A 16734-nucleotide genomic window follows, 5' to 3' on the forward strand; every position below is an offset into this window, starting at 1 on the left:
CTAATCATTCACAATTTCAACATATTGCTTAATTTCATTACCTTTTTCATCCACAACCGTAATCAGATGTTTTCCAGTATTGACAACAACCGGCATCTCATGGAAAGTTTGTGTAACACCTTTATATTCCTTATCAATATACCAAAACAATTTATAATCCTTGTTACTGTGTGCAACTTTTAGGACTACAGGCTGGATTTTACCTTCAAAATTTTTGGTCAAATAAATTTTACTGTTTCCTTTCGGATAAATGAATCCCATACTGGCTTGTTGCGCTCCCTGACAATCAATTCTGAATGGCGGCAACGGTTTGTAATCGATATGCAGGTTTTTATAATACCATTCCATGACCGGCGGCAATACAAACCAACTTCTCGTAATCATATTGTCAACATTTTCACAGGTACTGTTTACCCTGAATTGTCCTGTTTGATCCAAATGAACCAATTGATGATACGGACAGGCCTTCGTTTTTTTTCCATTTTTCGGAATAAACTGCTCAATCTTAGGACAATTATCCTGGGCCAGATAGCCACTTTGCGCACAACATTCGGCCGTTTCCAAATCATACATTGGCTTCCCGAACCATTTTTTCCGTGGCAAAAGATTGAAAACATCAAACAAAACCGGCGCAGCACTGTCGATACCCGTTAACTCCGGACGTCCTTCACCCGAAGCATTTCCAACCCAGATTCCCACCACATAATCACTGTTTGTTCCGATAGCCCATGCATCACGGTTTCCGAAACTTGTTCCGGTTTTCCATGCAATTTCCATCGATGAATCATAAAAACGCCAAGCTTCATCGGCTTCCGGACGGTTGACTTCCTTCATGGCATTATAAGTCAGATAAATGGAACCCGCACCCAAAATAGGTTTTTCACTTGTTTCATCTCCAAAATCCTGATCGAACCCGTTTTGGTAATTCAATTCCGAAAACTCATTTTCCCTGTATTTACCGGAGGACTTGTTAAAATGATTTAATGTAGAGGTAAGATTGGCATACGTGCGGCATAAATCCCATAAATTACTTTCGGCTCCGCCCAAAATAAGCGAAAGACCGTAATGATCCGGATGCTTATTGATATTTTTCAATTTGAACTGTTGCAATGTTTCATAAAACCTATGCACCCCATGTTCCTGCAACATCAATACCGACGGAATATTAAGTGAACGTGATAATGCTCTTTGAGCCGGTACGGCGCCATCAAAAGTCAGATTAAAATTTTGCGGTGAATACCCTGAAATTTGGGTTGGAATATCTGCGACAAGTGTATTCGGTAAAATTTCACCGTTATCCAGCATCGAAGCAAACAACAAAGGCTTCAGAACACTTCCCGTACTTCTGGGTGCCGTGATGATATCCACATCTTTATCGTGCATCAGATCTGTTGGCGAATTCCCAACGTAACTCACAATGTTACGGTTTTTAACATCAATCACCATTACAGCCATATTATGAACCTCGTTCTGACTGTACTGACTGTAATATTGTCTTACGATTTGGTTGATTCTGTTTTGCAGGGAAACATTAACCGTTGTTTTTATTTTCTGACCTTCATGTTCCAGAGCAACTTTCTCCAATAAATGCGGAGCAATTTGAGGTAACAAATACGGTTTTTGCGGAAGTGGCTCACGTAACGACAAGTCATAAGTCATTTCGTCAATGATCCCATTATCTTTTAATTTTTTCAGCAAAGCATTTCGTTTACGGAGCAGTTTTTCCTGATTTTTCCCGGGGTAAATAAGCCGTGGAGCATTAGGCAAGACCGCAAGAGTAGCACTTTCAGCCCAAGACAGTTGGTGTGGCTGAACGCCAAAATACCGCCAGGCCGCCATTTCCAGTCCAACAACATTTCCGCCAAAAGGAGCATGTGCCGCATACAATTCGAGAATTCGCTCCTTAGAATGCCTGAATTCCAAACGGGTTGCCAGAACAATTTCAATAACTTTTTCAAAGTAAGTCCGCTTTTTATTTTTCCGGGACAAACGTACAACCTGTTGGGTAATCGTACTTCCTCCCCTGACTACTTTCCCTGCGGATTTATTTTGTTTGATTGCTTTCACCATCGCAACCGGATTAAACCCGAAGTGATAATTAAAATGTTCATCTTCAAAATAAATCAGGCATTGTTTGAATTTATCCGGGATACTATCCTGTTCCGGAAAACGCCATTGACCGTCACGGGCTATTTTGGCTGCCAGCAAATCCCCTTCATTACTTTCAATTACTGTCGAATACGGCTCTTCGAACAAAGTCCGCGGCAATGAAAAATAATACACCAGCAATAAAGCAAAACCTATTACCGATTTTATACGGTTATTTTTAATCCAATTGATTCCCTTGACAAGTTTTGGAAACTTATCAAGCTTCATTTTATCGTTCATATCATAAAAAAGCTGACAGGTCCTAAAACCTGCCAGATTTAAAAAACTTTATTTTACAATTTCAATCCACTGTCCTTTGCTCCGGGCAATGAAACTATTGTCATACATTGCCTCACATTGTACACCAGGCAAGTAATACTTACCTAAATAAGAAGCATTAATCAGCATTTTGAAAACCCGTGTTTCCCTTGCTTTCAATCCGAAATAATAATTGGCCCTGTCATCACGGATGTCAATATAATCCGCAAGATTTTCGGTTGCATTTCCATAATCGGTGAAACGTGTGTTTACAATTTCAAACCCGGATGGTAAAATCTGTGTCAAAGCAATATTCGGAACAAATTCACCTTTTTGGTTCGTTAATTCCACCTCAGCAATCAATTCGGTTCCCTGATTGATTTTACCTACGTTCACAACATTTCCTTTACGGTCTTTGAAAGTCACTTTGGCCATAACATTATTGCTCATCACCTTCTCCTGACCTACCGGTAAAATACCACTATTGATTACACGGACAAAAAGCGTATTCTTTTTATTGTTTTTAATCGTTAGTTTATTTCCTTTTCCGCCCACAACCAAATTACGCTGTGCAATTGCTTTTGTCGAAGTGATTTTTACTGTTTTACCACCCGAAGTGTACTGCACATCAATTCCTTTTCCGCCATTGAATTTTGCAAATTTTGCCATCGCATATAATGAATAAGCCGTCGTTTGCGTACTCATCCAATTATCCGAAGAAAGGTTTTTGGCCAAAGTTACCGCCATCGCAAATGCTTTCTGTTTCTGCCCCAATAAAATCAAAGTTTCCAGTGTCATTGCCCGGTTACGGTCTTCAGAACCATAACTGTAATAATAGTATGGCGAATAGTTTTCGGAAATATTTGTTTTGGACAATAAAGACAAACCGGCTGAATTTTGTTTCACCACCGCATAAGTGGCTGCCAGTCTTAATTTACTTTCATTCGAAATTTTCTTCGTTTCCCGTAAACGGTTCATCGAAGCTAAATCGGCAGAACCCGCCAAAGCCAATGTATACAAACGGTACGCCTGACCCAGATCGTTTTGGTATTGCGTTTCATAACGCCATTGTTTCGCCATTTTTTGCTGGTACGCAATCCATTTATTTTTGAAACTAACCGGCAATGCGTAACCTTTTTTCTCCGCTTCAATCAGGAAATGCCCCGCATAACTGGTGCCCCAATCATCTGCTTCAGGACTTCCCGGCCAATAACTGAATCCGCCGTTAGCCAACTGGAAGCTTGTCAGTCTTTCGATAGCCGCCGACACATTGCGCTGAATCGATTGTTTTCTGCTGGTATCCAAATCAATAACATCGGTTAAATATAATTGCGGGAATACAGAAGATGTTGTTTGTTCGACACATCCGTGTGGGTATTGGATCAGATAATCCAGTCTTCTTCCGAAATCGATGGTCGGGATCGATGAAATTTCCACCATCGCCTTATTACTTCCGGCCACTCCGAAACTGTTCCAGCTGATGGTTTTACTTCCTCCCGAGCCTAAGGTTGCATCGGTGAACGCAGTCGTCACAGGATTCGGGTTCATAACATCGATTTCAACATCATAAACCGATTTTTCAGCACCTGAAGTTGCAATAATCTGGATTTTCCCTATTCCGGTTGTGTTGCCCACGACCAGATCGAAATACGCCATTTTTTCATCAGGTGTTGCAAAATATACTTTTTGCGAAGCAGGTCCCGCCATTCTTACGGCGCTATTGGTTTTCACCTGAACCGTCACATTTTTCACATGTTTTTCAGTGGCAAATAAAGTCACTGGTAATGTTACTTTTTCCGAAGGTGATATTTTTCTTGGTAAAGAAGCCAATACCATCAACGGACTTTTCACGGCCGTTACTTTCTCGGCCATACCATAAGCACTGTTATCAACATCGGCAGCAACCACCATTGTTTTCACGGAACCAATGTATTTTGGTAATTTGATCTGATGTGTTTTCGAATCCCCTTTACCTAATTTAAACGGCCCGAAATACATCACCACCGGTTTGAACCTGTTTGCTTTTTTAGATTGCGAACCGCCGGCATCCTGATCTCCTCCAATGCTGAAAATCTGGTTTACTTTTCCACCGTAAGCGCCAATTACATTATCGTAAATATCCCAGGTACGCACACCCAGCGCTTCACGGGCATAGAAACTATCCCAGGCATTCGGGGTTTTGAAGCGGGTTAAATCCAATAAGCCTTCATCAACAACAGCAATCGTATAAGTCATCGCTTTCCCGTTTTTCTCACTCACTTTTACGGCCACTTTCTGCTCCGGTTTCAATACATCAGGCATTGAAATTTGTGGTTCCAGAACCGTTTGCTTATCGACTACACTGATTGGCACAATACCATACATACGGATTGGTGAATCATTTTTGGTCGAAGCATGCGGTTGCAGCATCGTTACATTAATATATACGTTCGGAGCCATCTCAGAAGTGATGTTCAAATCAAACTGTGTTTCTCCTTTTTTGGTTTTGGTCCAAAACGTTTTAACCACACGCGATCCGTTTTCAACAGAAATCAAAGCACGTCCGCCTTCACTTGATGGGAAGAAAATTTTAGCCGTTTCGCCAACAGCATATTCTTTTTTATCGGTAGAGAAGCGAAGCATCGTTGCCTCTTTTCCATCGGTGTTTTTAGAACGTTCCGACCAATACGGATAATCCAAAAACACCGTTTGTCCCGAAGCATGACCGTCATTAGGATCAATGGCACGGATCAGATAACGTCCCCAATCCTGTTCCGGAACTGAGAAGTTCAAACTTCCCCTTCCCGAAGCATCAGTATTGATAACATATGATTTATAGGCTGTTGTTGATGTTCCGGTGTTATAACTAGATAAATTATCTGAGGATTCATCCCACCACCAACGTGAATCGATTTTGTACACTTTAACTTCCAGTCCTCTTACCGCTTTCGGTCTTCCTTTTTCGTCAACCGTCACGAATTCATAATGATTCGCCTTTCCGGTTTCCAATAAACCATACTTGTTAGGTTCCGGCGTTTTGATACCCACGTAAGTCGGATACGGTGAATATTTAACCGAAGAAACATCGGTACTCACGTCACCTCCGTTTTCATACACTTTGGTAATAAAAGCCGCACTCAGCATACCCGGTGCGTGTCCCTGTAATGAAGGATTGATCGGGAAACTTACTTTTCCTTCCTGATTCACTTTACCCGAATACACATTAACTTCTTCCGTTGAGAAATTTCTTGTCGGATCGTCAAACACATATTGATCGTACCCTTTAAAAGTAGTCACCTGTTGGGAGAACTTGGCCTGGACTTCCGTTTTCAAATCTTTGGCAATGGCACCGTGCATCCACAGCACCTGAACCGTATTGGTATTCTTTTTAGAAGCAGAAAGCACTCCTTCATTAAAACTGTTTTTGATTTTTAAACGGTTCGGTTTAATGGTTTCAATCTTCACACTCTTATAAAACTGTGCACCTCCCACGCTTACCACTGCTTCCCAGTTTCCGGTTATGGCTGAGCTTTGGGTAACCAATCCGAATTTATAATGATTCAGGTCATTTACTTTCTGGATGGTTTGGTAAATTGTTTTTCCGGTTGGATCATTCAGACGGAATTTCACAGGATGGTTCAACGGAATCTTATTCGCCTTATCATTCAATATAAAAGACAGATGGATGGAATCGCCCGGACGCCAAACACCTCTTTCCCCGTAAATAAATCCTTTTAATCCTTTTTGAAGCGTTTCACCCGACACATCAAAATTACTGACGGACAAAGACAGTTCATCATCCAGTTTCACATAAGTACTGTTGCTTCCTTTAGTGACAACTGCAAAGTACGCATACTTTTTCAGATCGAAATTCGCCATACCGTCACCGTCAGTCAGTGCCGAAGCCAGTTTTTGCTGTTGGTAATTGTACAATTCCACTTTTGCCCCCGAAACAGGATCGGTACTAACGATATCACTTACGGCAATCGTCACCGATTTATTGTTTCCTCTTTTGGCGATTACTCCTAAATCGGTTGCCAGGATATTAGTCGATACTTTCGTATTATAATAGTAATAATCGGTGCAGGGATCCTGACTTTGTCTCCATTCATAATCTTCCTCATAATAATAGTCATAATCCGATTCGCTGTAATTCACATCGTCTTCATCAACTTCCTCCTCTTCATTTTCATTATCACCGTCTGTTGCTTCGGCACATTTAAATAACGAATACTTTTTCTTGAATGAAAACTCCACACGGTAAATGGCTCCCGGTTCAGGTGTAATTACTTTGGACAGATCAAGCGCATAAGTATTCCACTTTGTATAATCCAGTAATTCATTTTGTTTGAGTTCCAAAGTAGATTTAGCAACCGGCTGGCTGACCTTCTTGAGATCACGCGTACCGTTCAGTTCATTATCCTGTAAAAACTGAAGGATATTGTTTTTATAGATTTTATAGATTTTAACGTCAAGCTTTTTAAGATTGGCCGCTTCAAAATTAATTTTCAGGTTATTCGAACTTGGCAGGATCGTTCCGTTTTTAACGAATTTAACCGCAGGGTTGATCGGATCGAAATCAATTCTCTTTGAATAATTTTTGGTCATTTCATCCCCATAAATATTCTTGATTCCCTGAAATACCTCAACTAATTTATTCCCGGACATTTTCACTTCACTTACGGCAGGCTGCGCATATTCCTCTTCATAATCTTCTTCCTCTGCTACTTCATCAACAGGTTCTGCAACCGCAGCAGCTGCAGAATCAACAGCCGCAGCCGCACTGTCAACTGCATCAAACGTTTCATCTACGGCACTTGCGGCATCAGCAGCACTTACCGCAGCCGAATCAACTGTTTCCGTAACTATTTCTGTTGCGATAACTTCCACTGCCTGATCGGTCTGTACGGGAGTCTGGTTATTAAAATAAACTTTCAGTACGTTACCCATCGTGGCATACTTCACATCACTCGTATTTTCTATGGCCACCAACCCTTTAAAGTCCTGGTCTTTTTTTAACGGATCGGAAAAGTTAATCATAATCGATTGGTTATTCTCGTCTCCTATTTTGATATCCATCACTTTGAAATCCCCTTTGGCCGGAATGGCAATTTTAGATTTCCCGTCACGGTCGATATCGGCAGGATCACCGTCCCACTCCAATGTTATTTCACTGGCATCATCGAAACGTTTGATTCCTTCCACCCTGAATTTGAATTCGGTGTTTGAACTGTTGTCTTTATCAAAAGTCACTTTCAGGTCATCACCGTTCTGACCGCACTCCACTAACTCCTTAGCATCGTCAAATTCCAGGAAATCGGCTGTTTTCAACGTTCCGTTCAGGTAATAGATTTCCTTATCCGTCGACTGGACATCTTCGGTAGTCACCGTAAAATCCTGTTTGATTGTTTTTAAGGAGAAATTGAACTCCGACAATTCTTTCGGGACATTGGTAATTTTGTCCAACTTCAATGAAACCTGGTACAAGGTATTCTGGTCTAATTTTTCATCCGGTACGAAAGCAATGGTATTCGGTGACAAAGCCACAACCTTACCGTCAACACTTGGTGAAATATCCAACAAATCACTGTCTAATTCCTGATTGACCTTCCAGGTAGGATTATTGAATGCGAGCTGCACCCTGACATCGGATTTAACGGAAACAAATCCGGAAGTAAATGCCGAAATGTGATTTTTGAAAAGCGCGAAATCAGAATCAAAATCGGCTGCTTTTTTACCACAGGAAAAAAGAACGGAAAAAATCAGGAAAATCCCGATAAACCTTGTTAGTTTCATAGAATGTGAAAGATGTTTTTAAAAAAATTTATGTAGTAAATGTAAGAAGATTTTGCTGAAATTTAACATTAAAATTAATTTCGTTAAATACGATTTTCTTATACAAATAATAGCTATTTTTGTTCCTCGAAAATCAGCCGGTTACAGCGATGATTTCCAGCAGAAAAAGAACAATGACGCCAGAAAAAAACAACTGCTAACCACTGATTTCAAACACACAACTTTACACATAGCATTTATCAAAGAAAAATGAGAACAGACGCATTTGCATTAAGACACATTGGTCCGAGGGAAACTGATCTACAACACATGTTCAAAACGATTGGCGTAAACGATATGGACCAATTGCTTTACGAAACTTTTCCTGATGGAATCCGTTTAAAAGAAGATATCAAATTAGACCCTGCCATGACCGAATATGAGTACTTAACCCATATTACCCAGTTAGGCGCAAAAAATAAAGTTTTCAAATCTTATATCGGTTTGGGTTATCATCCGGCAGTTGTTCCGCCGGTGATTCAAAGAAACATTTTTGAAAACCCGGGATGGTATACTGCTTATACTCCGTATCAGGCAGAAATTGCACAAGGCCGTTTAGAGGCTTTGTTGAATTTCCAGACAACGGTTATCGAGTTGACCGGAATGGAAATCGCAAATGCTTCATTACTGGACGAAGGTACGGCTGCTGCAGAAGCTATGGCTTTACTTTTTGACGTAAGAACACGTGACCAGAAAAAAAACAATGTGAGCAAGTTCTTCGTTTCGGAAGAAATCTTACCGCAAACGTTATCCATTTTACAAACCCGTTCGACTCCGTTAAATATCGAATTAGTTGTAGGCAATCATGAAAATTTTGATTTCTCGGCTGATTATTTCGGAGCGATTTTACAATATCCGGGGAAATTCGGTCAGGTTCATGACTATTCCCAATTTATAGCAAAAGCAGCAGAAAACGAAATTAAAGTTGCGGTTGCGGCCGACATTTTATCGTTGGTTAAATTAACTTCACCCGGAGAACTTGGAGCGGCAGTTGTGGTTGGTACCACACAGCGTTTCGGTATCCCGATGGGATTCGGAGGACCACACGCCGGTTTCTTCGCTACCAAAGAAGAATACAAACGTTCAATGCCAGGAAGAATCATCGGAGTTTCTGTTGATGTAAACGGGAACCGTGCTTTACGTATGGCATTGGGAACCCGCGAGCAACACATTAAACGTGAAAAAGCAACTTCAAACATCTGTACGGCTCAGGTATTATTAGCGGTTATGGCCGGAATGTATGCCGTATACCACGGACCGAAAGGATTACAATATATCGCCGACAAAGTTCACGCTTCGGCTGCGACTACGGCAAAAGCATTGGCTTCTTTGGGAATCAACCAGGTGAACTCTGCTTTCTTCGATACCCTTCTGGTAAAAGCAGATGCTGAAAAAGTAAAAGCTATTGCAGAGAAGAACGAATTCAACTTCTTCTACCCTAATAAAGATTGTGTTTCCATTTCTTTCAACGAAACCACTTCAATTGCCGACATCAACACGATTATCGCTATCTTCTCTGAAGCAGCAGGAAAATCGGCGGTACATGTTTCTGAACTGACAACTGAAAACAGCATTCAAAATAATCTAGTAAGAACTTCAGCTTTCTTACAACACGACGTATTCAACAACCACCATTCGGAAAGCCAGTTGATGCGTTACATCAAAAAATTAGAGCGTAAGGATTTATCATTGAACCACTCGATGATTTCATTGGGTTCTTGTACCATGAAATTGAATGCAGCAGCAGAAATGTTACCGCTTTCAATGCCAAACTGGAACAGCATCCACCCATTTGCACCGGCTGATCAGGCACAAGGTTATATGACCATGCTGAAAAAACTGGAGCAACAATTGAACGTAGTAACCGGTTTCAAAGGCACTTCATTACAACCCAACTCGGGAGCACAGGGAGAATATGCCGGTTTGATGGCGATCCGTGCGTACCACATTTCACGCGGCGAAGGTCACCGTAACGTATGTTTGATTCCTTCTTCGGCTCACGGAACCAATCCGGCTTCTGCAGCAATGGCGGGAATGAAAATCATCGTAACCAAAACCACTCCGGAAGGAAACATCGACGTAGAAGATTTAAGAGCAAGAGCTATTGAACACGCCGCTGACTTATCGTGTTTGATGGTAACGTATCCTTCAACCCACGGTGTTTACGAATCGACCATTATTGAAATTACCCAACTGATCCACGAAAACGGCGGATTGGTATATATGGACGGTGCCAACATGAATGCACAGGTAGGTTTAACAAATCCTGCAACAATCGGTGCCGACGTTTGTCACTTGAACCTACACAAAACATTCGCTATTCCTCACGGTGGTGGTGGACCAGGTGTTGGACCAATTTGTGTGAATGAAAAATTAGTAGACTTCTTACCAACCAACCCGGTTGTAACAACTGGAGGAAAAGACGCCATTTCTGCCATCTCTGCTGCGCCTTACGGATCAGCTTTGGTTTGTTTGATTTCATACGGATACATCACGATGTTAGGTGCTGAAGGATTACGTTCGGCGACTGAGCACGCAATTTTAAATGCGAACTACATGAAAGCGCGTTTAGAAGAACACTACCCGATTTTATATTCAGGGGAAATGGGACGTGCTGCCCACGAAATGATCTTGGATTGCCGCGAGTTCAAACAAAACGGCATTGAAGTGGGTGACATCGCCAAACGTTTAATGGATTACGGTTTCCATGCACCGACGGTTTCGTTCCCGGTTGCCGGAACTTTAATGGTTGAACCGACAGAATCTGAAGACTTAGCCGAGTTAGACCGTTTTTGTGATGCAATGATTTCCATCCGTAAAGAAATTACGGAAGCCAATGCAGAAGACACAAACAATCCGTTGAAAAATGCTCCGCATACCTTAGGGATGTTAACTTCAGATGCTTGGGATTTACCTTACTCAAGAGAAAAAGCAGCGTATCCGCTTGATTATATTTACGACAATAAATTCTGGCCATCTGTACGCCGCGTAGACGACGCTTACGGTGACAGAAACTTAGTTTGTTCTTGTGCTCCAATCGAAGCCTACATGGAACACTAATTAAATAAGTCATAACGTTTAAAAGTCGAATGTCATAAAGTCCAAAAAACTCAGACATTCGGCTTTTTTGTTTGCATTCCATTTTGCCAATTAAAAGCTGTGGCAAAAAGATTTTTACAAACGAAATTGCCACAGCTTCCAAACAGACGGACAAACAAAACCGGTTGTTTTAATTTTTTATAATTTTACGCCATGAAAGACATCGAAAACCAGGAAGACCTACAGCTTTTACTGGATCAATTTTACACGAAGCTTTTAGCCGATCCGGCGATCAGTTATATATTTACCGATGTGGTTAAAATTAAAATCGAAGAACACTTACCTATATTGGTTACCTTCTGGTCACAGGCTGTTTTAGGCACCGGAGGCTATTCCGGCAATCTCGCTCAGATTCATTTGGACATTGACCAAAAAGAACACCTCACACCGGAACTCTTCAACATCTGGCTGGGTTATTTTGACGCCACCGTCAATGAGTTGTTCAAAGGCGAAAAAGCCGAAAAAATAAAAACACAAGCCCTTAGCATTGCTACCGTCATGCAGATCAAAATTGCAAACAACAGAAAAGGCTAACCATCTCAGCTTTTTATATCCGCCATTTTTTTCTTTCCTTTCCTTAAAATCTTCAAAAATCGGGTAAAAACGAATTAAGTTATTTAAAAAAAATAGCCAAATAAAAACAACATCAATAATTTTATAACTTCTTCTTTATATTTTTGGCAAAAATAAAATAAATAAACCCTATTACTGCCAATAGATTAATATAATGGTTAATTTAGTGTAAACTTATCTGAACTTATGAATATCCGAATTACAGGTTCGGGGAGTTACATCCCGACCGAGATTGTTACGAATAAAGATTTCGCCAAGCATGTTTTTTTAAATGACGACGGAACTCCATTCCCATTACCCAATGAAACCATCACCGAAAAATTTCACGACATTACCGGAATCGAAGAAAGAAGGTATGTAACTGAAGATTTGCTGACTTCTGACATTGCGAGCATCGCGGCCAAAAAAGCCATCCTTGATGCCGGCATTGATCCGGAAGAACTCGACTATATTATTTTTGCGCACAATTTCGGAAATGTAAAACACGGCGCCATTCAAACGGATCTTTTACCGAGTCTGGCTACCCGCGTTAAATTTGATTTACGCATCAAAAACCCGAAATGTGTGGCGTATGACATGCTGTTCGGATGTCCGGGATGGGTGGAAGGTGTGATTCAGGCGAAAGCATTCATCAAAGCCGGCATGGCTAAAAAATGTTTAGTGATTGGTGCCGAAACCTTATCGCGCGTTGTGGACATTCACGACCGGGATTCGATGATTTATTCGGACGGTGCCGGTGCAACCATTATCGAAGCGACCGATGAAGAAGGCGGAATCTTAGCCCACGAATCGGCGTCATTCACACATGATGAAGCGTATTATTTATTCTTCGGAAATTCTTTTAATAAAGACCACGACCCGGATGTGCGTTACATCAAAATGCACGGACGTAAAATATATGAGTTTGCCTTGAGCCAGGTTCCGAAAGCGATGGCTTCGTGTTTAAACGAAAGCGGCATCGATATCTCGGAAGTCAAAAAAGTACTGATACACCAGGCGAATGAAAAAATGGACGAAGCAATCATCCAGCGTTTTTACCGCCTTTACAAACAAACGCCTCCGGACGGTGTGATGCCGATGAGTATCCACAAACTGGGAAACAGCAGCGTGGCGACGGTTCCCACTTTATACGATTTGATCGTGAAAGGTGAAATCGATGACCAACAACTGAACAAAGGCGATGTGGTTATTTTTGCATCGGTAGGCGCGGGAATGAATATTAATGCGATTGTGTACCGTTATTAGTTATGAATTATAAGTTATAAGTTATGAGTCGAGCCGCAAGCGAACGGAGCGTAGCTAGTTATAAGTTTTAAGAAAATCTCAACAAAAAGCAAAGGTGACTGAGGCTCTCGAAGTCACCGGCAATGTGGCTTCGATACTTCGACAAGCTCAGCAACCATCTCAGCAACCGATAAGCATAAAAGAAAACCTTCTGTAACCGGGAGGTTTTTTTATTGGTTAACCTCAACGAAATTAATTCAATTGTTGCGTAGGTAAATTTATATGACTAGGTTTGGCTGTAATCATTATCTCAAAATTTCAAATGAAAAAATTAACAATAAAGACGCCATACATGGCGTCTCTACTATTCGCTTTATTCGCCTTATTCAGTTGCAAGGAAACCGATTCAAAAGAAGATCCGAAACCATCTTTAGAAAAACAGGAAACTCAGGAAACTGTAGTTGAGGAGAAACCGGTTGAAGTCGGTTCCAAAACTTATTCGCTTGCGTTCCTGACCATGGAAGATGTTTTACTGAACGGCAACAAAATATTGCTGGACAAAACTGATTTTGAAAAAATCTACCGCAAAGCAGATTCTACCCGAACCGATCTTTGGGAGTGCGGAAATCCGCTCGACTTTCTTGACGAAGAATGGATGACCAAAACCTACGGAAAAAGAGAATCTGGGGCATTTGAAAAATTCGACGGTAGCATCACCAGTATTTACACCCACAATGTTCAGTTCATTACGAATAACCACGTGGTTCTTTTTGACACGGCCCAAGCCGACAAGAATATGTTCAAGATTATTTCAGCCAACATCATTCTAGATAAGCATACGACCATCGAAAATTTCCGGAAACTATTCCCGAAACTTGAGAAGGAAGAAACCGATGATCCTACATTATTCAGATTCAGGATCCCAACCGGAAAGGATCATGATGATGCCTTTTTGTTTTATTTCAAAAACGGGAAATTGGATTTCACAACCTTGTGGTTTCTGTTGTGTTAGGGAGATGAGCAACGGTGACTGAGATGGTTGCTGAGCTTGTCGAAGTATCGAAGTCAGCTGAGATGTGGCTTCGGCTCCGCTCAGCCACCGGAACAATAATAAAACCCTTTCGGTAGCGGGAGGGTTTTATTTTTTATCCTTTTGAGACGCCAAGAATGGCGTCTCTACGCTCCGGCTAATTTAATTTTCTGTTGGATCACCGCCTTCATCAATTCAAAACCCTGCAGTTTGAGTTGCAATTGCCCGAGACTGTAACTGTTGTATTTGTTGAGTGTTTTCAGGGCGCGGTCCCTAATGATTAAAATGAGTCCTTCATCGGGCACTTCCTCCTTTCTTAACTGTGCTATGGTTTGAAATGCAGCGAGAGCTTCGGAGCGGTTGTTTTCCAAAATGGTTATTTCTTTTTGGATGCGGCTGATCTTGATTTCCATCTTAAGCGCATCGTCTTTAAGTTTCATTTTTGTTTGCCGTTCTTCATCTGATAAGAATTTTGAAATTTCTTCAGGCGTTCCTTTTTCCATTTGGATGTTTTGTGATAAAGCTGTTAGTTTTTGCATGGGTTTTGGCGGGAGTCTCCGCTGGCCGGATTTGTACATCTTCCACTGCCCAAGGGCAACACCCAGCAACATTGCCATTTCTTCCTGGGTTAAACCCAACTCTTTTTTGATTTCACCTCTGTCCATAATGTGTTACTTTTTTTCCATTTTCCAAAACAAGTAACAAGAGTTGTGCCTTTTTTGAAAAAAAATAAAAATTAGTAACAGTTTGTGTTACTTTTTTGGAAAAATTATTTTTTGGTAACGGGGTCAAATTCAGTATTTATACGGATTGTGGGTGTGGAGGGAAATGGGTAGGTTTGGAGCAGGAGCTGTTTTTTAAAAAAAGTTAAAAACAGTCCATGATGCAAGTTTGCGACAAGAAATAAACAAGAAACAAATGGGAATTTTTGACAGTAAAGACACTTTAGACAGAATTAAAAAGTTGGAAAATAATTCCAATAAAATCAATGAATCACATTCTAAAATCATTGACTCATTGAAACAAATTAGAAAAGAGATTGAAGAAGTCGAAAAAAGAAGCCCTGAATATGAAAAAGAAGCAAAACAATCTTCAAAAAAAGCATCTGAATTTAGAAATAAAGCACAAGAAACACTTGGTGATATAAATGACATTCTTAATAATATTCATTCAACCAGAAGTGATATAGATTCAATTAAAGAATTATTGAGTGAGCAGTTTGAAAATTTAAAAACTGAATATGATACTATACAAGAAAGAAAAGAAGAAATAGAAAATTCTAAAAACATAATTTTCGACAGAATTAATGAAATTGATGAGAAATTAACTTCATTTGAAGAAATTTATGCAAACCATCCTGATTTTGAAGGTGAAATTTCTGATTTTGAAATAATTATCAGTAGAATTAAAGACAATGAAAGTAAATCTTCGCAACTTATCAAGTCCATTACAAATAGGAAAAATGAAATTGACACACTCTATGATCAAATTTTAGGTTATACTGAGATTGATGAAGAAAACGGAGAAGAAACATTTGTAAATGGTTTAAAAGATGATTTAGAAAACACTTACGATGGTTTAGACGAGAAAATTGTAATTTTAAAAGAACGTTTTGAAAATTTAGAAAAAAATACAAGTGAAAATTTTAATCATTTCTTAAAAACTTTCAGCGAAAAGGGGAAAAATATTATTTCGGAGTGGGAAGAAAAATATGGACTATTGAATAAAAAAATAGAAGGTCTTTTACCCAATGCATTAACCGCAGGATTAAGCCATGCTTTTTCAGGAAAGAAAAATGAAGAAGTTATAGCTTATGACAAACATAAAACTCAATTTGGCAATGGAATTATTGGAATGGTTTGTGTTTCACTAATACCTTTCATTATTAGTGTTGTGACCTTGTTAAATGATGCTCCACTTGATACTGTAATTAATAGAGTACCTAAAATTGTTATTGCAATTTTACCATTGTATATTCCCGTTTTATGGCTATCTATTTCTTCAAGTAAAAAAATGAATTTGTCAAAAAGATTAATCGAAGAGTATTCACATAAAGAAGTATTGAGCAAAACTTTTGAAGGTCTATCAGGACAAATAAAAAATCTGGGCGATGATGATGTGTCAAATGACCTGAAAACTAAATTATTACAAAATTTTCTACAAATGTATTCAGAAAATCCAGGAAAACTTATTTCTGATTACAATAAATCAGACCATCCAGTCTCAGAACTTTTAGAGAATTCTAACAAACTTGAAAATTCAATTGAAAAACTTGAAAAAATTCCAGGAATGGATAAAATTGTAGGATTCTTAGAGAAAAAAGCGAAGCAAAAAGTTGAACAAGCATCAAAAAAAATTGAACAAAACTTAGATAGAATTCTTTCGATTGACGAAGATAAAAATGAAGAAAATGAAGAAATTACATAATGATTGTTGCTAACAGTGATTTGCCCATTCGCTCCGCATTCTATGATAAAAAACAAGTAAATAGCATTAAAATTATGATGCAAATTTATAGGTGTTAATATATGGTGTTTCTCTGTTTATAACAGCAAATACTCTACTTATAAGTTTGCATCTTATATTAT

General features: G+C 39.7%; 8 protein-coding genes. 5 read left to right on the forward strand and 3 right to left on the reverse strand.

The genetic code is table 11. The annotated features are described in order from the left end of the window. Both pbpC and NAT51_RS06840 read right to left on the reverse strand, forming a co-directional pair. Nucleotides 1-2388, reverse strand: coding sequence for a penicillin-binding protein 1C (pbpC, locus tag NAT51_RS06835; RefSeq protein ID WP_394799690.1), 2388 nt, complete (start codon nucleotides 2386-2388; stop codon nucleotides 1-3). Nucleotides 2389-2436: 48 nt separating this feature from the next. Next, a complete protein-coding gene (locus NAT51_RS06840; protein ID WP_250596909.1) occupies nucleotides 2437-8181 on the reverse strand; it encodes an alpha-2-macroglobulin family protein in 5745 nt (1914 codons plus the stop codon). Nucleotides 8182-8430: 249 nt separating this feature from the next. On the opposite strand from NAT51_RS06840, the gene gcvP reads away from it, so the two are divergent. From gcvP to NAT51_RS06860, 4 genes are all read left to right on the forward strand, one after another. Next, nucleotides 8431-11280 carry an aminomethyl-transferring glycine dehydrogenase gene (gene gcvP / locus NAT51_RS06845; RefSeq protein WP_250596911.1) on the forward strand — a complete coding sequence of 950 codons (2850 nt, stop codon included), beginning with the start codon at nucleotides 8431-8433 and terminating at the stop codon, nucleotides 11278-11280. 192 nt (nucleotides 11281-11472) lie between these two features. Further along, on the forward strand, nucleotides 11473-11853 hold the full coding sequence (locus NAT51_RS06850; RefSeq protein WP_250596914.1) for a group III truncated hemoglobin: 381 nt from the start codon (nucleotides 11473-11475) through the stop codon (nucleotides 11851-11853). Between the two features lie 225 nt (nucleotides 11854-12078). Beyond that, nucleotides 12079-13137, forward strand: coding sequence for a 3-oxoacyl-ACP synthase III family protein (locus tag NAT51_RS06855; RefSeq protein ID WP_250596916.1), 1059 nt, complete (start codon nucleotides 12079-12081; stop codon nucleotides 13135-13137). A gap of 301 nt (nucleotides 13138-13438) precedes the next feature. After that, nucleotides 13439-14128, forward strand: a complete 690-nt coding sequence (locus NAT51_RS06860; protein WP_250596918.1) for a hypothetical protein — start codon at nucleotides 13439-13441, stop codon at nucleotides 14126-14128. A 164-nt stretch (nucleotides 14129-14292) separates the two neighbouring features. Here the strand turns inward: NAT51_RS06860 and NAT51_RS06865 are convergent, their stop codons facing one another. Next, nucleotides 14293-14811 (reverse strand): helix-turn-helix domain-containing protein, encoded by a 519-nt coding sequence (locus NAT51_RS06865; RefSeq protein ID WP_250596920.1) that lies wholly within the window; start codon nucleotides 14809-14811, stop codon nucleotides 14293-14295. Nucleotides 14812-15064: 253 nt separating this feature from the next. Between NAT51_RS06865 and NAT51_RS06870 the strand changes: the two genes are divergently transcribed. Next, complete coding sequence (locus NAT51_RS06870) at nucleotides 15065-16573, forward strand: coiled-coil domain-containing protein (RefSeq protein WP_250596922.1); 1509 nt, start codon at nucleotides 15065-15067, stop codon at nucleotides 16571-16573. Nucleotides 16574-16734 lie beyond the last annotated feature (161 nt).

This window comes from Flavobacterium amniphilum (assembly GCF_023634845.1).
GTDB classification, from domain to species: domain Bacteria; phylum Bacteroidota; class Bacteroidia; order Flavobacteriales; family Flavobacteriaceae; genus Flavobacterium; species Flavobacterium amniphilum.